The sequence below is a fragment of the Baekduia sp. genome, from assembly GCF_035685985.1.
Lineage (GTDB): Bacteria > Actinomycetota > Thermoleophilia > Solirubrobacterales > Solirubrobacteraceae > Baekduia.
On sequence record NZ_DASRZV010000011.1, the window covers coordinates 71,769 to 91,877 of the forward strand.

A 20,109-nucleotide genomic window follows, 5' to 3' on the forward strand; every position below is an offset into this window, starting at 1 on the left:
CCGGCCCGCCTATGCTCCAGTTCGGACAAGTCGGGTGCCGTTTCGTCGACCCGCCGGCGGAAAGCGCGTTGACTGCGGTGCTCGGGCCTGTCTAGGTTTGGACGATCCGGTGAAGGCCAGTTGAGGAGGGCCGTTGTATGGAGGGGTCACCGACCGCAGCTCCCGAGGAGGAGCGCCCCGGCGCGACGTCGTCGGCGGATGCCGACATCCATCTCGAGAACGTCACGAAGCGCTTCGGCGACATGGTCGCCGTCGACGACCTGACGCTGTCGATCGAGCGCGGAGCGTTCTACGCGCTGCTGGGCCCGTCGGGCTGCGGCAAGACGACGACGCTGCGCATGATCGGCGGCTTCGAGGATCCGTCGGACGGCATCGTGTACCTCGGCGGCCAGAAGGTCACCGACCTGCCGCCCTACAAGCGCGACGTCAACACGGTCTTCCAGTCCTACGCGCTGTTCCCGCACCTCAGCGTCGAGCGCAACGTCGCGTTCGGCCTGGAGCGCAAGGGCGTGGGCAAGGCCGAGGCGACCAAGCGCGTCGGCGAGGCGCTGGAGATGGTGCAGCTCGGCCCGCTGGCCAAGCGCAAGCCCGGCCAGCTCTCGGGCGGCCAGGCGCAGCGCGTCGCGCTGGCCCGCGCGCTCGTCAACCGGCCGCGCGCGCTGCTGCTCGACGAGCCGCTCGGCGCGCTGGACCTGCGCCTGCGCAAGCAGCTGCAGATCGAGCTGAAGAAGATCCAGCGGGAGGTCGGGATCACGTTCGTGCACGTGACCCACGACCAGGAGGAGGCCATGTCCATGGCCGACACGATCGCGGTCATGAACAAGGGCAGGATCGAGCAGGCCGGCTCCGCCGAGGACCTGTACGAGCGCCCGCGCACCGCGTTCGTCGCGAACTTCCTGGGGATCTCCAACCTCGTCGACGGCAAGGTGCTGGAGCGCGGCACCGACATCGCGACGGTCGAGACGCGCGACGGCACCGTCCGCGTCCCGTGCGCGCGGATGGACGAGGCGCCCGGCGACGCGGTCCGGATCGGCGTCCGCCCCGAGAAGGTCGAGCTGCTCCCGGCCGCCGACGGCGTGCCGTCCGGGCGCAACGCGTTGCGCGGCCGCGTCACGGTCGCGTCGTTCCTGGGCGTCTCGATCCAGTACGTCATCACCGCGCCGGGCGGCGAGGAGCTCACGGTCTTCGCCCCCAACCGCGACGGTGCCCAGCCGCAGACGCTCGGCGTCGGCCAGGAGGTCCTGCTGACCTGGGACCCGCAGCACACCTTCGTGGTCACGCCGGATGCCTGAGCCGCGCGACGCCGACGTCGAGCGCGCGCTCGAGCGGCTGCTGTTCGAGGGGCCGCGCGGCGTCAACCGCCGCCGCTTCCTCGGGCGCGGCGGCGCCGCGGCTCTCGGCCTGACCGCGCTGGGCTCCGCGCTGGCCGGCTGCTCGATCGAGGGCGAGGCCCAGAACCGGGTCAACGTCAGCAAGCCGGTCGAGGTCAACCACCCGAAGGCCTCGATGGCGGGCCTGGTGTGGTCGAACTGGCCGCTGTACATCGACAAGCACTCGCTCAAGCAGTTCGACAAGCGCTACGGCGTGAACGTGAAGTACGTCGAGGAGATCAACGACAACTTCGAGTTCTTCGGGAAGGTCCGTCAGCAGCTGGCCCAGGGCCAGGACATCGGCCGCGACATCGTCACGCTGACCGACTACATGGCCTCGCGCTGGGTGCGCGACGGCTACTGCACGCCGCTGGACAAGAAGAACATCCCCAACGCCAAGAACCTGGTCTCCAACCTGCGGTCGATCAACTACGACCCGCACCGGACCTACACGATGCCGTGGCAGTCCGGCGGCACCGGGATCGGCTACAACCCCAAGAAGACCGGGCGCAAGCTGGAGAGCGTCAACGACCTCTTCGACCCGGCGTTCAAGGGCCGCGTGACGATGCTGTCGGAGCCCTACGACACGGCCTGCTTGGTGCTGCTGGGCATGGGCATCGACGCGTCGACGGCCAAGATCGACGACATCCTCAAGGCCATCGACAAGATCAGCAAGGCCAAGGACGACGGGCAGATCCGCCGCTTCACGGGCAACGACTACACGACCGACCTGGCCAAGGGCAACGTCTGGGTCTGCGTCGCCTACTCCGGCGACCTGGTGCAGCTGCAGGCCGACAACCCCGACCTGGAGTTCATCTACCCGAAGGAGGGCGCCATGTTGTGGACCGACAACTTGATGATGCCCAAGCCGACGGCGCATCCCTACGGGGCCGAGGTGCTCATGAACTACTACTACGAGCCCGAGGTGGCGGCCAAGGTGGCCGCGTACGTGAACTACATCAGCCCGGTCGACGGCGCCAAGGAGGTCCTGCTCAAGACGGACCCCGACATCGCCAACAACCCGCTGATCTTCCCGCCCGACGACGTGCGCAAGCGGCTCTATCCCTACCCGGCGCTGAACCCGACCGACGAGCGGGCGATGCAGTCGGCGATGGCCAACGTGACGGGGGCCTGAGCCGATGCTGCGCCTGAGCCTCCGCACCCGCCGCACGCTGCTGCCCTACCTGTTCCTCGGGCCGGGCCTGCTGTGGCTGATCGTCTTCTTCGCGATCCCGCTGGTCAACCAGCTCGGCGTGTCGCTGATGACCGGAAACCCCGAGCAGGGCTACACGCTGCAGTGGCACTGGGCGACCTACAGCCACGCGATCAGCGACTACGGCACCCAGTTCGGCCGCAGCGTCCTGTACGCCGGCGCGGCGACGATCCTCGACCTGGTCATCGCGTTCCCGCTGGCCTACTTCATCGCCTACAAGGCGGGCCGCTTCAAGAACTTCATGCTGCTGCTCGTCGTGCTGCCGTTCTTCACGTCCTACGTGCTGCGGACGGTCTCCTGGCAGCTGATCCTCAACGACAACGGCTGGGTCGTGCACCGCTTCCAGGACCTCGGCCTGCTGTCGTCCGACGGCCGCCTGCTGGCGACGACCGGCGCGGTCATCGCGGGAATCACCTACAACTTCCTGCCCTTCATGGCGCTGCCGCTGTACGTGTCGCTGGAGAAGATCGACCGGCGCCTGATCGAGGCCGCCACCGACCTCTACGCCAGCCGCACCACGGCGTTCCGCAAGGTCACGCTGCCGCTGGCGCTGCCGGGCATCTTCGCCGGGTCGCTGCTGACGTTCATCCCGGCCTGCGGCGACTTCATCAACGCCGCGCTCCTGGGGACGCCGAACCAGTACATGATCGGCAACGTCATCCAGAGCAAGTTCATCAACATCTTGGATTACCCGACGGCGGCGGCGCTGTCGTTCATCCTCATGGCCGCGATCCTGGTCGGGATCCTCATCTACGGCCGATTGCTCGGGACCAAGTCGCTGAGGGAGGCCGTCTGATGCTCCGCAACGATCGCGTCCGCAACGGGATGCTCGGGGTCTGGTCGACGCTCGCGCTGCTGTACCTCTTCATCCCGATCTTCATCGTCATCCTCTACTCGTTCAACGACAACAAGGGACGCTTCAACTTCACCTGGCAGGGCTTCACGTTCAAGCACTGGGCGCACCCGTTCGCCAACAGCGACCTGACGACGGCGCTGACCAACTCGCTGATCATCGCGCTGGCGACGACGATCATCGCGGTGGCGCTGGGCACGTTCATGGCGCTGGCGCTCGTGCGCTACGGCTTCCGCGGCAAGGGCGTGACCGACATGTTCGTGTTCCTGCCGCTGGCCACGCCGGAGGTCGTCCTCGGCGCCGCGCTGCTCGGGATGTTCCTGACCGCCCACATCGACACGGGCATGGTCACGATCATCATCGCCCACGTGATGTTCACGGTGTCCTACGTGGTGGTGACGGTGAGAGCCCGGCTGGAGGGCATGGATCGCCACATCGAGGAGGCGGCCATGGACCTCGGCGCGGCGGAGTGGACGACGTTCCGCAAGGTGACGCTGCCGATGATCGCGCCGGGCGTCGCGGCGGCCGCGCTGCTGGCCGCGGCGATCTCCGTCGACGACTACGTCGTGACGTCGTTCAACGCCGGCTCGACCCAGACGTTCCCGCTCTACATCTTCGGCGCGACGCGCCAGGGCGTGCCCGCCGAGGTCAACGTGCTGGCGACGATGCTGCTGCTCGCCGTCCTGGTGCTCATGGGCCTGAACGTGCTGCTGCAGCGCCACCTCGCCCGACGCGACCGGATCGCCACCGGCGGCGGCTTCGACGGCGGGCCGGACGCCGACGAGGAAGAGGCGCCGTTCGAGCTGGCCGAGGCCACCGCGCGGGGCTAACACTGCGGTAACAAAGCAACGTGTCCCGCGGTTCGTCCGCGGGCAGACAGCGGGCCATGGAGGGCCATGCCGCAGGGCAGAAGGGCCTGAAGTCCGGGGCCATCGGCTACGCGTCGAACGTCGTCATCGGGGTTGCCTCCACGGCGCCGGCCTACAGCCTGGCGGCGACCCTCGGCTTCATCGTGGCGGTGCCCGGCGTCGGGCTGGCGGCGCCCGCGGTGCTGCTCGTGTCGTTCGTGCCCATGCTCCTGATCGCGTTCGCCTACGCGTACATGAACCGGGCCGATCCCGACTGCGGCACGTCGTTCGCCTGGGTCACGCGCGGGCTGGGGCCGCACATGGGGTGGGTGACCGGCTGGGCGATCATCGCCGCCGACATCATCGTCATGGCCTCGCTGGCGCAGGTCGCCGGCATCTACACGTTCCTGCTCTTCGGCTGGCACAGCGCGGCGAGCACGACGTGGGCGGTGACGCTGGTCGGCCTGGTCTGGATCGCCGTGATGACCTGGATCTGCGTCATCGGCATCGAGCTCAACGCCGCCACGCAGCGCTGGCTGCTGACCGCCGAGATCGCGACGCTCGCGCTGTTCGCGATCGTCGCGCTGATCAAGGTCGCGGTGACCAACGTGCCGACGGCACCGGGCATCAGCCTCTCCTGGCTGAACCCGTTCGCGATCTCCTCCTGGAGGGCGATGGTCGACGGCATCCTGCTCGGCATCTTCATCTACTGGGGGTGGGACTCCGGGGTCGCGGTCAACGAGGAGTCCGAGAACGCCCACACCGGCCCGGGCAAGGCCGCGGTCGTGTCGACCCTGCTGTTGGTGATGATCTACGTCGTGGTGTCCTTCGCCGCCCAGGCCTACGGCGGGGAGCACACGCTGACCCACAACTCCGACGACGTACTGAGCGTCCTCGGCCACGACGTGTTCGGGTCGCCGCTGGACAAGCTGCTGATCATCGCCGTGCTCAGCAGCGCCTCGGCCTCGACGCAGACGACGATCCTGCCGACCGCGCGCACGAGCCTGTCGATGGCGCGCTGGGGCGCGCTGCCGCGCTCGTTCGGCCGCGTCAGCCCGCGCTACATGACGCCGACGATCTCGACGATCGCCATGGGCGCGATCTCCGCGGTCTGGTACCTGGCCGTCAACGAGCTGTCCAACAACGTGCTCGGCGACTCGGTCACCGCGATCGGCTTCATGATCGCCTGGTACTACGGCTTCACCGGCCTGGCGTGCGTCTTCTACTACCGGCGCACGTGGGCGGGATCGCTGCGGAACTTCTTCGTGGCGGGCGTGATGCCGATGCTCGGGTTCATCGCCCTGACCGTGGTGTTCGTCTACGCCTACATCGACTACGGCACCAAGGGCTATGCCCAGGGCTACAACTACACCAAGCCCTTCCACGGCATCGAGATCCCCGTGCTGATCGGGATCGGCGGCCTGATCGCGGGCGGGGTGCTGATGCTCTTCACGCTGCGGCCCTACCGCAGCTTCTTCTCCCGAAGGCCCTACTTCGAGGCCGCGACGGCGACCGCCCTGCAGGACCCGCCGGTGCAGACGGCCGTGGTCACCGAGGAAGAGGCGCTGGTTCCGGAATAGCGCCGCGCGCCCATGCGCCCAAGCGCTCGCGACGACGCCCGCGCCGGTTTAGGCTGCTGCGCATGAGAGCGGTCGTGATCACCAGACACGGGGACCCGTCGGTCCTGCAGGTGCAGGAGCGGCCCGATCCGGGGCCGCCCGGTCCCGGCCAGGTGCGCGTCGCGGTCCGCGCGGCGGGCGTGAACTTCGCCGACACGATGGCGCGCGTCGGGCTCTACCCCGAGGCGCCCAAGCCGCCGTGCGTGGTCGGCTACGAGGTCGCGGGGACGATCGCCGCGGTCGGCGCGGGCGTCGACCCGGCGCGGCAGGGGCAGCGCGTCGTCGCGGGCACGCGCTTCGGCGGCTACGCCGAGCACGTGGTGGTGGGGGAGCGGGACGCGATCGCGCTGCCCGACGGGCTGTCCTTCGAGCAGGGCGCGGCGATCCCGGTCAACTACGCCACCGCCTGGGCGGCGCTGGTGGGCTACGGCTCGCTGCGCCCCGGCGAGCGCGTGCTGATCCACGCGGCCGCCGGCGGCGTCGGGATCGCGGCGACGCAGCTGGCCAAGGCCGCGGGCGCCGAGGTCCACGGCACCGCGTCTCCGGGCAAGCACGCGCGGCTCGCGCAGCTCGGCGTCGACCGCGCGATCGACTACCGCGCCAAGCGCTGGTGGAAGGGCCTGCCGCCCTACGACCTCGTCATGGACGCGATCGGCGGCACGTCGGTGCGCCGGTCCTACAAGTTGCTCCGGCCGGGCGGCCGCGTCGTGGCGTTCGGCGCGTCCTCGGTCCACCGCGACGACACGCGCAACCTGCGCAAGGCCGCGCCGCAGGCGCTGGCGATGATCCGCGGCTTCGACCTCATCAAGCAGATGTCGGAGTCCAAGGCGGTCGTCGGCCTCAACATGCTCGCGCTCTGGGACGACCGCGGCACGCTGGAGCCGTGGATCACGCCGCTGCGCGCCGCGCTGGACGACGGCACGATCCAGCCGGTCGTCCACGCCGCGATCCCGTTCGCCGACGCGCCCGACGCCCACCGGATCCTCGGGAGGCGGGAGAACGTTGGCAAGGTGGTGCTGGTTCCGTAGAAGATCCCGCGCACCCCTGCTAAGGTCGTTCCAAGTCCATGTCGTTCCGCTCGCTCGACCTTCGACTTCTTCTCCTCCCCCGCTAGGGGGATCAGCAGCGCGTGGCGGCCGCCAGAAGCCGCGAACCAGCACCGAGAAGTCGCACCCACGAGCCCACCTGAGAACGGAGAAGCAACGACATGTCCTTGGTACCCGAAGACCCGAACCGCGTCCTGCTGTTCGACACCACGCTGCGCGACGGCGAGCAGTCGCCGGGCATCTCGCTCAACGCGGCCGAGAAGCTGGAGATCGCCCAGCAGCTCGCGCGCCTCGGCGTGGACATCATCGAGGCCGGGTTCCCGATCGCCTCGCCCGGCGACTTCGAGGCCGTGCGGACGATCGCGCGCGAGGTCGACGGCCCGGTCATCTGCGGCCTGGCGCGAGCCAACAGCGCCGACATCGATCGTGCTTGGGAGGCCATCCAGGACGCGGAGCGACCTCGGATCCACACCTTCCTGAGCACCTCCGACATCCACATCGAGCACCAGCTGCAGTCCACGCGCGAGGACGTCAAGGGCCTGGCCCGCGCCTCGGTCGCGCAGGCCAAGGCGCTCTGCGAGGACGTCGAGTTCTCGCCGATGGACGCGACGCGCTCGGAGGCGGCGTTCACCGCCGAGGTGCTGCAGATCGCGCTCGACGAGGGCGCCACCACGATCAACATCCCCGACACGGTCGGCTACGCGACGCCGGACGAGTACGCGGACTTCCTGACCGAGCTGTACGGGTTGGTCCCGGGCCTGCGCGACGTCGTCGTCTCCGTGCACTGCCACGACGACCTCGGCCTGGCGGTCGCCAACTCGCTGGCCGGCGTCCGCGCCGGCGCGCGGCAGATCGAGTGCGCGGTCAACGGCATCGGCGAGCGCGCGGGCAACGCGTCGCTGGAGGAGCTGATCATGCTCCTGCACACGCGCAAGGACCGCCTGGGCTACACGACCGGCGCGGTGACGACCGAGATCGCGCGCACGTCGCGGCTGGTCTCGCGCCTGACCGGCTACAGCGTGCAGCCCAACAAGGCGATCGTCGGCAAGAACGCCTTCGCGCACGAGTCCGGCATCCACCAGGACGGCGTGCTGAAGGCGCGCGAGACCTACGAGATCATGGACGCGCGGTCCGTCGGCCTGGACGCCAACGCGATCGTGCTCGGCAAGCACTCCGGCCGCGCGGCGCTGCGCCAGGCGCTGGAGGACCTCGGCTACACCGTCGACGGCTCGGTGCTCAAGCAGGCCTTCGAGCGCTTCAAGGAGGTCGCCGACCGCAAGAAGCAGGTCACGGCGATGGACCTCGAGGCGCTGGTCACCGACGAGCTGCGCGGCGACGTCCAGGGCTACTCGCTGGAGTGGTTCGAGGTCGAGGCCTCCAACCAGCGCCCGCCGTTCGCGAAGGTCGCCGTGCGCACGCCCGAGGACGCGGTCGTCGAGGGCACGTTCAACGGCGACGGTCCGATCGACGCGATCTTCCGCGCGATCAACAGCGCCACCACGATCGACGCGCGCCTGCGCGAGTTCCGCATCGACGCCGTCACCGGCGGCCAGGACGCGCTCGGCGAGGTGTCCGTGGTCGTGGAGCTGGGCTCGCCCGAGGAGGCGGTCAAGCAGGGGACGCCGGGCGTGCTCACCGGCCAGCGGGTCACGGGCGCCGGCCAGGCTGTCGAGCCCGACATCATCCACGCGGCGGCGATCGCCTACGTCCGCGCGCTCGGCAACGCGGTGTCCAAGGCCCAGGCCGCGGTCTCCGACGCCGAGCTGGCCCAGACGCCGTAGGCCCATCCCGTGGAGCAGGATCGGCCGGACGCCGCGACGGCGTCCGCGCCGGTCCCGCATCCCGCGCGCGCACGCGCGCGTCCACGCGCCCGGAAGCGCCGGACGGGCGCGGCCGTGGAAGAACCGGCGGTGCTCGCGACGTTGATGTGGAACATCGTGTGCACGTCCGACGGCTCGGACTAGCCCACCGGTCAGGCCGGGGCGGCTGGACGTGAAGATAATGTTCTGATCAGCTGCACCTTTGCTGTTCTAAGGGGGAAGCGGGAATGCGGGGACGTAGGGGGTCTCGCGCGGCCGTAGGTCTGGTCGCGTTGCTGATGGCGCTGGTGGCGCCGTCGATCGCGGGGGCCGAGCCGAGCTCGGTGGTGGGCCAATGGCGCTTCGACGAGGGCAGCGGGCAGACCGTGCTCGACGACGGCCCCTACGCGCTGGACGGCCGCCTCGGCCAGACCGACGGCGTCGACGCCAACGACCCCACGCGGATCGCCGGCCTCAACGGCGGCGCGCTGCGCTTCGGCGGCCAGGCGTTCGTGCGCCTGCCCGCGGCGCCCGAGCTCCGGCCCGCGACCCTGACGCTGGAGGCCGTCGTCCGCGCCGACCGCAGCCCGGGCAGCTACCGCTACATCGTCTCCCACGGCGCGCAGGGCTGCGAGGCCGGCTCCTACGGCCTGTACACCGCGCGCGACGGCGGCGTCGCGTTCTACGTCTTCGACGGCAGCTCCTACTACCTGACCCCCGCGGCCGCGCCCGCCGACGTCTGGAACGGCGCCTGGCACCACGTCGCCGGCGTCTTCGACGGCAGCGCGCTGCGCCTCTACGTCGACGGCCGCCCGGTCGGCGGCGCGTTCTCGGCGCCGCATCCCATCGCCTACAACCTGACCTCCGACGACCACTACTTCGGCATCTACCAGGGCACGTGCACGCTGCCGCTGACCGGTGACGTCGACCTCGTCCGGATGTGGCTCGGCCCGCTGGCGCCGGAGAAGATCGGCTCGCTGGCCGACGAGGCGCTCGCGCCGCGCGCGCCGGGCGACACCACGCCGCCCGGCTCGGTGCCCACCGCCAACCAGGCCGACAGCGACGCCTCCGCGCCCCAGGTGCGCCCGGAGCTGACGCCGATCGCGCCCGGCACGGTGATCGGCGCGCGGTCCGCCGCGACGTCGGGCGCGCCCGTCCGCTCGTCGCCCGGCGCGCCCACGCGCGCCTGCCAGGTCAAGCCCTCGTTGAAGTCGATCCGCGCCGGCCGGCGCACGACGCTGACCGTCCGCGTGGCGCTGCGCGGCACGCCGCAGAAGGGCGTGCGGGTCGTGGCGATGGTGGGCCGCTCCCGGGTCGCGGCCGGCCGCACCGCGGCCAACGGCCAGGTCCGCCTGGCGATCAAGACCGCCAAGCGCGGCACGATCCGCCTGAAGGCCGCCGGGCGCGCCGACTGCGCGACCGGCTCGCTCAGCGTGCTGCGCGCCACGCGGAAGCGGTAGGGCTACGAGCCGCCGAGCCGCCGGCCCTGCACGTAGCCGGCGGCCAGCGCCGGGGTCGCGCGCGCGGACGCCATGAAGTTGGTGCCCATGGCCGTCGCGGCCGCGTCGTCGGGCGCGACGTGCTGGACCGCGGCGCCGCGGCGCGCGAGCGCCTGGACCTCCAGCCCGGACGCGACGCGGAACGCGCCGCGCAGCGCGGCCATGCGGCGGTCGCGGCCGCCGAGGCCCGCGGTCGGGTCGAGGCAGAGGATCCGCGTGCCGCGCCCGGCGCGGGCGGCGTCGAGGTTCGTGACCGACCACGCGCCGCCGTCGACGTACTCGCGCTCGCCGATCGCCACCGGCGCGAAGACCCACGGGATCGCGCACGACGCGCAGACCGCGTCGGCGACCGCGGCGGGCGGCGCGCCCGGCGCCCCGAAGACGACCCGCCGGCCGGTCCGCCGGTCGACCGCGCAGACCCGCAGCCGCCCGTCGAACCGCGCGCCCCAGCGCGCGACGCGCGCGTGGAGGTCGTGCAGCGGGCGCCCGTGCGACGCCGCGCGCCCCAGCACCGCCGCGCGCGCGGCCGCGCCGACGGGCGCGCCGAGCGTCACCGCCGCGCCGGTCAGCGGCGCGCTGAGCGCCCAGCCGACCCGCGCCGCGTCGCGCGCGGCGCCCTTGGCGGCGTGCAGCAGACCACCGACCTCCGAGCCGCCGTCGCCGCCGTCGCCGCCGCCGCCGTCGCCGCCGTCCGCGCCGGCCTCCACGGCCGGCTCCGGCCCCGGCGCCGCGCGACCCGCGCCGCCCGCGTCGGGCCGCGGCGGTCGCCGCCCGGCCGTCAGGCGCGCGGCGACGATCGACCCGGCGCTCGTGCCGACGAACGCCTCGGTCGTCGTGAAGTCCGCGCCGGTCGCGTCCTCCAGCCCCGCCAGGACGCCGTGCATCCAGGCCTCGCCGACGATGCCGCCACCGGCGAGGACAAGCACGTCGGGCCGCTGCAGCGCGGGGGAACCCATCCCCGCAAACCCTACAAACCGCTCATCAGACGCTTGTACGTGATAACGTACGCGCCTCCTCATGGCCGTCGCCGACCAGCAGATCGATCACCAGATCCAGATCGGGCCGCGCGTGCGCGCGCTGCGCGAGGCGATGGACCTCAGCCTGCGCGACCTCGCCGAGCGCTCCGGCGTCAGCGCGCCGATGCTCTCGCAGGTCGAGCGCGGCGAGACCTCGCCGACGCTGGCGGTCGCCTCGCGCATCGCCTTCGGGCTGGAGCTCAAGCTGTCGCAGCTGCTGCGGCTCGACGAGGCCGACTCGGTCTCGATCGTCCGCCGCGCCGAGCGTCGCCGCGGCGGCGGGGCGGAGGGCCACGAGTTCGAGATCCTCACGCCGCCGCTGCCCGGCCAGCGCGCCGAGCTGAGCCGCCACGTGCTGGCGGCCGGCGCCGCGACCGGCGGCGAGGGCGACCCGCCGATGCACGAGCCCGGCAGTCGCGAGATCGCGGTCGTCGAGCGGGGCACGGTCACGCTGCGCATCGACGACGCCGAGCACGAGCTTCAGGAGGGCGACACCGTCGCCTTCGACGCCGACCTGGCACATCGCTTCGAGAACCCCGGACCCGGAGAGGCCGTCCTGCTGGCGGTCGTCTCCGCGGGCCTGCGGAGAAGTTAAGGACACCAACGAGATCACCATGCCCAAGTCCCTGTTCGACAAGATCTGGGAGGCCCACGAGGTCGCCCAGAACCTGATCTACATCGACCTGCACCTCGTCCACGAGGTCACGTCCCCGCAGGCGTTCGACGGGCTCCGGCTCGCCGGCCGCCCGGTCCGGCGGCCCGACCGCACGGTCGCCACCGCCGACCACAACGTGCCGACCGACGGCACGCCGATCGCCGCGCGGATCAAGGACGCGCTCAGCCGCACGCAGGTCGAGACGCTGGAGCGCAACTGCGCCGAGTTCGGCATCCCGGTGTACTCGCTGGGCTCCGAGCACCAGGGGATCGTGCACGTCATCGGCCCGGAGCTGGGCCTGACGCAGCCGGGCATGACGATCGTCTGCGGCGACTCGCACACCGCCACGCACGGCGCCTTCGGCGCGCTGGCCTTCGGCATCGGCACCTCCGAGGTCGAGCACGTGCTCGCCACGCAGTGCCTGGTCCAGCACAAGCCCAAGTCGATGCGGATCCGCTACGAGGGCGAGCTGGGCAAGGGCGTCACCGCCAAGGACCTCATCCTGGCCACGATCGGCCAGATGGGCGTCGACGGCGCCGCCGGCCACGTCGTGGAGTTCTCCGGCCCGGCCGTCCGGTCGCTCTCGATGGAGGGCCGCATGACCGTGTGCAACATGACGATCGAGGGCGGCGGCCGCGCGGGCATGATCGCCCCCGACGAGACGACGTTCGCCTGGGTCCGCGACCACGGCGGCGAGGTCGACCCGGCCTGGAAGGACCTCTACACCGAGGACGGCGCGACGTTCGACAAGGAGATCGTCGTCGACGCCTCCGCGATCTCGCCGATGGTCTCCTGGGGCACCAACCCCGCGCAGGTCGCGGCCGTCACCGCCTCGGTCCCGCAGCCCGCGGGCGAGGGCGAGGAGCGCGCGCTGCACTACATGGGCCTGGAGGCGGGCACGCCGATCGAGGACATCAAGTTGGACCGCGTCTTCATCGGCTCGTGCACGAACTCGCGCATCGGCGACCTGCGCGCCGCGGCCAAGATGGTCGAGGGCAAGAAGGTCGCAAGCGACGTGTACGCCATGGTCGTCCCGGGCTCGGTCCAGGTGAAGGCCCAGGCCGAGGCCGAGGGCCTGGACAAGGTCTTCACCGAGGCCGGCTTCGACTGGCGCGGCGCCGGCTGCTCGATGTGCCTGGCCATGAACCCGGACAAGCTGGAGCCCGGCGAGCGCTGCGCGTCGACCTCCAACCGCAACTTCGAGGGCCGCCAGGGCGCCGGCGGGCGCACCCACCTCGTCAGCCCCGAGATGGCCGCCGCGGCCGCCATCGAGGGCCGCTTCGTCGACATCCGCACCTGGAACTAGGACATCATGAAGGCCATCGAGACGATCACCGGTCCCGTCAGCGTGCTCATGCGCGACGACGTCGACACCGACCAGATCATCCCCAAGCAGTTCCTCAAGCGCGTCGAGCGCACCGGCTTCGGCGAGTTCCTGTTCTACGACTGGGCCAAGGAGGACGGCTGGGACCTCCCGGTCAACCAGATCCTGGTCACCGGCCGCAACTTCGGCTGCGGGTCCTCGCGCGAGCACGCGCCGTGGGCGCTGGAGGACTACGGCTTCCGCGTCGTCATCGCCTCGTCGTTCGCGGACATCTTCAAGTCCAACTGCACCAAGATCGGGATGCTGCCGGTGCAGCTGAGCACCGAGGACACCAAGTCGATCGCCGACGCCGGCTCGGTCCAGGTGGACCTGTCGGCCCAGGAGGTCCGCTGGGACGTCGACGGCCGGCTGCGCACCGCGTCGTTCGACATCGACCCCGAGACCAAGCACCGCCTGCTCAACGGCCTCGACGACATCGCGCTGACGCTCCAGCAGGTCGGCGCGATCGACACCTACGAGGCCGAGCGCGAGCGCTCCGGCCCGGTCACCACCGCCCTGTAGGCAGGCGCCTGACCGCCAGTTCCGTCCCTCCTGCTCGTTGGAGCCGTTGCACCACCGCAACGCAAACGAGCAGGAGGAGAACCCCGCATGTCCCGACGCCTTCTGGCGGCCGCTGCCACGGTCGCCGCGATGGCGCTCGCGCCCACCGCCGCCCACGCGTGGGCGCCCGCGAGCAGCGCCACCGTCCATCCCGGTGTCCAGGTCTTCACCGACGGCGCCCAGTGCACCGCCAACTTCGTCTTCACGTCCGGCGGGAAGACCTACCTCGGCCAGGCCGCGCACTGCAGCGGCACCGGCTCCTCGACCGACACCGACGGCTGCACCTCCGGGTCGCTGCCGATCGGGACGCCGGTCGATGTCACCGGCGCGTCGGCGCCCGGCAAGTTGGCCTACAACTCGTGGCTGACCATGCAGGCCAACGGCGAAGGCGACGAGGAGACCTGCGCCTACAACGACCTCGCGCTGATCGAGCTGGATCCGGCCGACGTCGCCAAGGTCAACCCGTCGATCCCGAAGTGGGGCGGCCCGACCGGCGTCGGCACCGCCGCGTCGCTGGGCTCCGTCTACTCCTACGGGAACTCCGAGCTGCGCGGCGGGATCACGCAGCTGAGCCCCAAGCTCGGCAAGGTCGTCCAGGTCTCCGACGGCGGCTGGTCCTACAGCCTCTACACGCTCACGCCGGGCATCCCCGGCGACTCGGGCTCCGCGTTCCTCAACGCCGACGGCCAGGCGCTCGGCATCCTCAGCACGGTGGCGATCGCGCCGCTGCCGCTGTCCAACGGCGTCGGCGACGTCGGCAGGGAGATCGCCTACGCCAAGGCCCACGGGTTCAGCGACCTCACGTTGGTCAAGGGCACCGAGCCGTTCAAGGCCGGCCTGCCGATCGGCTAGCCGCACCCGCACGTCGCCTGACGGGGCGCCGCCGATATGGTGGCGCCCCGCATGGCCACTCGCATCGTCACCCTCCCGGGGGACGGGATCGGGCCCGAGATCCTGGAGCCCACCGTCGACCTCCTGAAGCGCTTCGTCCCCGACGCCGAGATCGAGGAGCACGTCTTCGGCGGCGCCGCGATCGACGCCCACGGCATCGCGCTCACCGACGACACGCTCGCCGCGTGCCAGTCCGCCGACGCCGTCCTGCTGGCCGCCGTCGGCGGTCCCAAGTGGGACACGACCGACCCGAGCAAGCCGCGGCCCGAGCAGGGCCTGCTCGGCCTGCGCAAGGGCCTGGGCCTGTACGCCAACCTGCGCCCGGTCCGCCCGCTGCCCGCGCTCTACGACGCCAGCCCGCTGCGCCGCGAGATCATCGACGGCACCGACCTGCTCGTCGTCCGCGAGCTGACCGGCGGCATCTACTTCGGCGAGAAGACGCGCACCGAGACGACCGCGTCCGACCTCTGCATCTACTCCGTGGAGGAGATCGAGCGCATCGCCCGCTCCGCCTTCCAGGCCGCGCGCACCAAGGTCACCAGCGTCGACAAGGCCAACGTCCTGGAGTCCTCGCGGCTCTGGCGCCAGACCGTCGTCGAGGTCCACGAGCGCGAGTTCCCGGACATCCCGCTGGAGCACGTCCTGGTCGACAACGCCGCGATGCAGCTGGTGTCCAACCCGACGTCCTTCGACGTGATCGTCACCGAGAACATGTTCGGTGACATCCTCAGCGACGAGGCCGCGATGCTCACCGGCTCGATCGGGATGCTGCCCAGCGCCAGCCTCGGCAACGACAGCGGCCCGGGCCTCTTCGAGCCCGTCCACGGCTCGGCGCCCGACATCGCCGGCCAGGGGATCGCCAACCCGCTGGCGATGTTCCTGTCGCTGGCGCTGCTGCTCCGTCACGGCCTGAACTTGGAAAACGAGGCCGGCGCCCTAGAATCGGCGGTGGACAAGGCCCTTGACCAGGGGCTGCGTACCCGTGACCTCGGTGGGCAGGCGAGCACCGCGGAGGCCACGCAGGCCGTGCTCGCCGCCCTGGGCTAGAAGGAGCAGAACGTTGGACGCAGCGGACCTCATCTGGATGAACGGCGAGTTCGTCGCGTGGGATGACGCGAAGATCCACGTTCTGACGCACGGCCTGCACTACGGGACCGGCGTCTTCGAGGGCGTCCGCTGCTACGACACCGAGAGCCACGGCCCGGCCGTCTTCCGCCACCAGGAGCACGTCGAGCGCCTCTTCCAGAGCGCGTCCATGTACTACATGGACATCCCGTTCACCCGCGAGCAGCTGCGCGAGGCGACGCTGGAGCTGATCGGCCGCAACGGCCAGCGCTCCTGCTACATCCGCCCGCTGGTCTACCGCGGCTACGGGACGATGGGCCTGTTCCCGCTCGACGCGCCGGTCGACGTCTCGATCGCGACCTGGGCGTGGGGGAGCTACCTCGGCGACGAGGGCAAGGCCAACGGCATCCGCGCGCGCGTCTCGTCGTGGCGCCGGATCTCGCCCGACTCGCTGATCCCGCAGGCCAAGGCCACCGGCCAGTACCTCAACTCGATCCTCGCCAAGATCGAGGCCCACAAGTCGGGCTACGAGGAGGCGATCCTCCTCGACGACCACGGCTACGTGTGCGAGGGCACCGGCGAGAACCTCTTCGTCGTGCGCGGCGGCAAGATCTTCACGCCGCCGCTGAGCAGCTCGCTGCTGGACGGCATCAACCGCCGCAGCGTCATCACGATCGCCGAGGACCTCGGCTTCGAGGTCTCCGAGCGCCAGATCTCGCGCGCCGAGCTGTACCTCGCCGACGAGATCTACTGCACCGGCACCGCCGCCGAGCTGACGCCGATCCGCGAGGTCGACGACCACGCGATCGGCACCGGCAAGCCGGGCGAGGTCACGCGCGCCGTCCAGTCCGCGTTCGAGGACGCGCTGCACGGCCGCAGCGACCGCTACGCCCACTGGCTGGACCCGGTTCCGGCCGAGCACTTCTCGAAGGTCGCTGCTTCCTGATGGGAGCGGGTCGGCGAATTCGGTAGCGGCACCCGGCCGCGCCCCGCGAGGGGCGCGTCGCGTGTCGCTGCTCTGAGTTCCCGACCCGCTTACCCTTCAAGAAGAGAGACCTTCCATGAGCACCAAGATCGAGACCTACGACGCCACCCTGCGCGACGGCATGCAGGGCGAGGGCATGTCGCTGACCGCCGCCGAGAAGGTGCGCGTCGTCCGCAAGCTGGACGAGCTGGGCGTCGACCTCATCGAGGCCGGCTTCCCCGCGTCCAACCCCAAGGAGCTGGAGCTGTTCCAGCTCCTGGAGCAGGAGGAGCTGAGCCACGCGCGGATCGCCGCGTTCGGCATGACGCGCCGGCGCGATGTCGCCGCGCAGGACGACCCGGCGCTGCAGATCCTCGCGCAGTGCTTCGCGCCGGTCTGCACGATCGTCGGCAAGACGTGGAAGCTCCACCTCGACAAGGTCGTCAAGGTCACGCCGGAGGAGAACCTGGAGCTGATCGCCGACAGCGTCGCCTACCTGGTCGCCGCCGGCAAGCGCGTCGTCTACGACGCCGAGCACTTCTTCGACTCCTTCCGCGAGGACCCCGAGTACAGCGTCGCCTGCCTGCGCGCCGCGTCGCGCGCGGGCGCCGAGCGCGTCGTGCTGTGCGACACCAACGGGTCGTCACTGCCCCACCAGATCGGCGCCGCGGTGAGGTCGGTCCGCGAGCAGCTCGGCGACGAGGTCGCGATCGGCATCCACTGCCACAACGACCTCGAGTGCGGCGTGGCCAACACGTTGGCCGCGGTGGCCGAGGGCGCCACGCAGGTGCAGGGCACGATGAACGGCATCGGCGAGCGCACCGGCAACGCCAACCTCGTGACGGTGATCGCCAACCTCGAGCTGCGCCAGGGCCACGAGCTGCTCGGGCCCGAGCGGATGGCCAAGCTGACCGAGACCGCGCACTTCGTCGACGAGCTGCTCAACCGCAACCCGGACCCGCGCGCGCCGTGGGTCGGGCGCAGCGCCTTCGCCCACAAGGGTGGGCTGCACGTCGCGGGCGTGCGCGCCGACGCGTCGACCTTCGAGCACTCCGACCCGGCGCTGGTCGGCAACGAGCGCGAGCTGCTGGTCTCCGAGCTGGCGGGCCGCCACACGGTGCTGGAGAAGGCCGCGGGCGTCGGGCTGGAGCTGGACGACGAGAGCGCCGCGCGCGTGATCGAGCGCGTCAAGGAGCTGGAGCACCGCGGCTACCAGTTCGAGGCGGCCGACGGGTCGTTCGAGTTGTTGTTGCGCAAGGAGGCCGGGGCCTACGAGCCGCTGTTCCGCCTGGAGTCCTGGCGGTGCATCGTCGAGCAGCGCGCCGACGGCAAGGTCGAGACCGAGGCCACCATCAAGGTCTGGCTGGACGGCGAGCGCTACGTCACGACCGCCGAGGGCAACGGCCCGGTCAACGCGCTGGACGCCGCGCTGCGCGCCGCGATCCTCCAGGTCCACCCGCACCTGGCGTCGGTCGAGCTGGTGAACTTCAAGGTGCGCATCCTGGACGAGACGCACGGCACCGACGCGGTCACGCGCGTGGTCATCGACTCCTCGGACGGGACCGAGGTCTGGGGCTCGACCGGCGTCCACGAGAACATCATCGCGGCGTCCTGGGAGGCGCTGGTGGACTCGCTGGAGTTCGCCGAGCAGGGCGCGCGGCGCAAGGCGTCCTCGCCCGAGGTGCCCTCGTCGTGAGCGACACCGAGCTGGACGTCATCCCGATCGCGCAGCCGGTCATCGGGCGCGAGGAGGAGGCGGCGGTCCTGGAGGTCTTGCGGTCCGGGCACCTCTCGCTCGGGCCGCGCGTGCCGGAGTTCGAGCGGCGCTTCGCGGACTTCGTCGGGGCGCGCTGCGCCTCGGCCGTCTCGTCCGGGACCACCGCGCTGCACCTGGCCTATCGCGCCGTCGGCGTCACCGACGGGACCGAGGTCGTGACCTCGCCGTTCACGTTCGTGGCCACGGCCAACGCGGCGGTCTACGAGCGCGCGCGGCCGGTCTTCGCCGACATCGACCCGGTGACGCTGAACCTCGACCCCGAGGCGGCGCGCGCGGCGATCACCGAGCGCACGAGCGCGATCGTCCCGGTCCACATCTTCGGCTACCCGGCCGACATGAAGGCCTTCGAGGCGATGGGCGTCCCGCTGGTCGAGGACGCCGCGCAGGGCCTCGGCGGCGTCCACCACGACGGCGTCCCGATCGGCGGGCGCGGCCATCCGGCGATCTTCGGGTTCTACCCCAACAAGCAGTTGGCCACGGGCGAGGGCGGGATGATCGCGCTCGGCTCCGAGGCCATGAAGGTCGTCATCGACTCCGAGCGCAACCAGGGCCGCGCGCCCAACATGGACTGGCTCGACCACGACCGCCTCGGGTTCAACTACCGCTTGAGCGACGTGGCCTGCGCGATCGGCCTGGCGCAGATGGACCGCCTGGCGCGGATGCTCGCCGACCGGGCGCGCGCCGCGGCCTGGTACCGCGAGGCGCTCGCGCCGCTGGCCACCGAGCGCGGGCTCGGCCTGCCCTGCGCGGACGGCGCGACGATCGCCGGCGACCGGCGCGGCTGGTTCGTCTTCGTCGTCCAGGTCCCGCACGACGGCCCGTCGCGCGACGACGTCATCCGCGCGCTGCGCGACCGCGGCGTGCAGTCCAAGCCCTACCTGCCCGCCGTGCACCTGATGTCCTACTACCGCGAGACCTTCGGCTACCGCGAAGGCCAGTTCCCGATCTGCGAGGACATCGCCTCGCGCTCGCTGGCGCTGCCGTTCTTCCCGGCGATCACCCAATCGCAGGTCGCGCGCGTCTCCGCGACATTGGCGGACATCCTGAGCTGATCTCCGCTGTCGCGGTCGGCCGCCAAAGCCGGGCGACGTTGGCGGACGTCCTGAGCTGATCTTTCGCTGTCGCGGTCGGCCGCCAAAGCCGGGCCACATTGGCCGACATCTTGGCCTGACGACGCTCTCGGATCGGGCATCATGCCCGCATGGTCCCGGGCTCGCGACGGCAGCGGGAAATCGCGGCGCGCCGGCGCGCTCGCCGCACCGGCGCCGTCGGCTTCGTCGCGGCCGCCGTCCTGCCGGTCGTGCTCTGGCGCGACGTCGTCGCCGCGATCGCCTCGGAGTTCCATCCGGACGCGCGCTACCTCGTCGCCGGCTGGTCGCCGTGGGTGCTGATGGCGCTCGGGCTGGCCTGCCTGCTGGTCGGCGGCGTCCTGGACTGGCGCAACCGCGACCGCCGCTTCTACGGCCCGACCGGCGCCGCCTGGGCGGGCTGGGGCCTGTCGCTCTACCTGCTCGGCTTCGCGCTGGCGACGCAGGTCGCGCAGATCGCCGACTCGCTGGGCCGCTCGTAG

18 protein-coding genes are annotated in these 20,109 nt (G+C 71.3%); 17 read left to right on the top strand and 1 reads right to left on the bottom strand.

Translation table 11 applies throughout. The features are described 5' to 3' along the window. Window positions 1–137 precede the first annotated feature (137 nt). The 8 genes from VFG42_RS04310 (at window position 138) to VFG42_RS04345 (ending at window position 10,208) form a co-directional block, all read left to right on the top strand. Window positions 138–1,292 (top strand): ABC transporter ATP-binding protein, encoded by a 1,155-nt coding sequence (locus VFG42_RS04310; protein ID WP_324905630.1) that lies wholly within the window; start codon window positions 138–140, stop codon window positions 1,290–1,292. Further along, on the top strand, window positions 1,285–2,505 hold the full coding sequence (locus tag VFG42_RS04315; RefSeq protein ID WP_324905632.1) for a spermidine/putrescine ABC transporter substrate-binding protein: 1,221 nt from the start codon (window positions 1,285–1,287) through the stop codon (window positions 2,503–2,505). Before VFG42_RS04310 ends, VFG42_RS04315 begins: the two co-directional genes overlap by 8 nt. 4 nt (window positions 2,506–2,509) lie before the next feature. Further along, window positions 2,510–3,379, top strand: coding sequence for an ABC transporter permease (locus VFG42_RS04320; protein WP_324905634.1), 870 nt, complete (start codon window positions 2,510–2,512; stop codon window positions 3,377–3,379). Then, window positions 3,379–4,266 (top strand): ABC transporter permease, encoded by an 888-nt coding sequence (locus tag VFG42_RS04325; RefSeq protein ID WP_324905636.1) that lies wholly within the window; start codon window positions 3,379–3,381, stop codon window positions 4,264–4,266. Before VFG42_RS04320 ends, VFG42_RS04325 begins: the two co-directional genes overlap by 1 nt. Before the next feature lie 56 nt (window positions 4,267–4,322). Further along, window positions 4,323–5,864, top strand: coding sequence for an APC family permease (locus tag VFG42_RS04330; protein WP_324905638.1), 1,542 nt, complete (start codon window positions 4,323–4,325; stop codon window positions 5,862–5,864). Between the two features lie 62 nt (window positions 5,865–5,926). After that, entirely contained in the window at window positions 5,927–6,931 is a 1,005-nt protein-coding gene (locus VFG42_RS04335) for a zinc-binding dehydrogenase (RefSeq protein ID WP_349260383.1), read from the top strand. 179 nt (window positions 6,932–7,110) lie between these two features. Further along, complete coding sequence (locus VFG42_RS04340; RefSeq protein ID WP_324905642.1) at window positions 7,111–8,730, top strand: 2-isopropylmalate synthase; 1,620 nt, start codon at window positions 7,111–7,113, stop codon at window positions 8,728–8,730. Window positions 8,731–9,047: 317 nt separating this feature from the next. Next, window positions 9,048–10,208 (top strand): LamG domain-containing protein, encoded by a 1,161-nt coding sequence (locus VFG42_RS04345; protein ID WP_324905671.1) that lies wholly within the window; start codon window positions 9,048–9,050, stop codon window positions 10,206–10,208. Between the two features lie 2 nt (window positions 10,209–10,210). On the opposite strand, the gene VFG42_RS04350 is transcribed toward VFG42_RS04345, so the two are convergent. Next, window positions 10,211–11,203, bottom strand: coding sequence for a patatin-like phospholipase family protein (locus VFG42_RS04350; RefSeq protein WP_324905644.1), 993 nt, complete (start codon window positions 11,201–11,203; stop codon window positions 10,211–10,213). A 61-nt stretch (window positions 11,204–11,264) separates the two neighbouring features. Between VFG42_RS04350 and VFG42_RS04355 the strand changes: the two genes are divergently transcribed. From VFG42_RS04355 to VFG42_RS04395, 9 genes are all read left to right on the top strand, one after another. After that, window positions 11,265–11,858, top strand: a complete 594-nt coding sequence (locus VFG42_RS04355; protein ID WP_324905646.1) for an XRE family transcriptional regulator — start codon at window positions 11,265–11,267, stop codon at window positions 11,856–11,858. A 19-nt stretch (window positions 11,859–11,877) separates the two neighbouring features. Next, window positions 11,878–13,224, top strand: coding sequence for a 3-isopropylmalate dehydratase large subunit (gene leuC, locus VFG42_RS04360; RefSeq protein ID WP_324905648.1), 1,347 nt, complete (start codon window positions 11,878–11,880; stop codon window positions 13,222–13,224). Between the two features lie 6 nt (window positions 13,225–13,230). Beyond that, complete coding sequence (gene leuD / locus VFG42_RS04365) at window positions 13,231–13,803, top strand: 3-isopropylmalate dehydratase small subunit (protein WP_324905650.1); 573 nt, start codon at window positions 13,231–13,233, stop codon at window positions 13,801–13,803. An 87-nt stretch (window positions 13,804–13,890) separates the two neighbouring features. Then, window positions 13,891–14,694 (top strand): serine protease, encoded by an 804-nt coding sequence (locus VFG42_RS04370; RefSeq protein WP_324905652.1) that lies wholly within the window; start codon window positions 13,891–13,893, stop codon window positions 14,692–14,694. Window positions 14,695–14,745: 51 nt separating this feature from the next. Further along, on the top strand, window positions 14,746–15,780 hold the full coding sequence (gene leuB / locus VFG42_RS04375; RefSeq protein ID WP_324905654.1) for a 3-isopropylmalate dehydrogenase: 1,035 nt from the start codon (window positions 14,746–14,748) through the stop codon (window positions 15,778–15,780). 13 nt (window positions 15,781–15,793) lie between these two features. Next, window positions 15,794–16,744, top strand: coding sequence for a branched-chain amino acid transaminase (locus tag VFG42_RS04380; RefSeq protein ID WP_324905656.1), 951 nt, complete (start codon window positions 15,794–15,796; stop codon window positions 16,742–16,744). Between the two features lie 115 nt (window positions 16,745–16,859). Then, window positions 16,860–18,458, top strand: coding sequence for a citramalate synthase (gene cimA, locus VFG42_RS04385; protein ID WP_324905657.1), 1,599 nt, complete (start codon window positions 16,860–16,862; stop codon window positions 18,456–18,458). Further along, the gene (locus tag VFG42_RS04390) at window positions 18,455–19,591 is read left to right on the top strand and encodes a DegT/DnrJ/EryC1/StrS aminotransferase family protein (RefSeq protein ID WP_324905659.1); all 1,137 of its coding nucleotides are present in this window, start codon (window positions 18,455–18,457) and stop codon (window positions 19,589–19,591) included. Before cimA ends, VFG42_RS04390 begins: the two co-directional genes overlap by 4 nt. Window positions 19,592–19,740: 149 nt before the next feature. Beyond that, a complete protein-coding gene (locus VFG42_RS04395) occupies window positions 19,741–20,109 on the top strand; it encodes a hypothetical protein (protein WP_324905661.1) in 369 nt (122 codons plus the stop codon).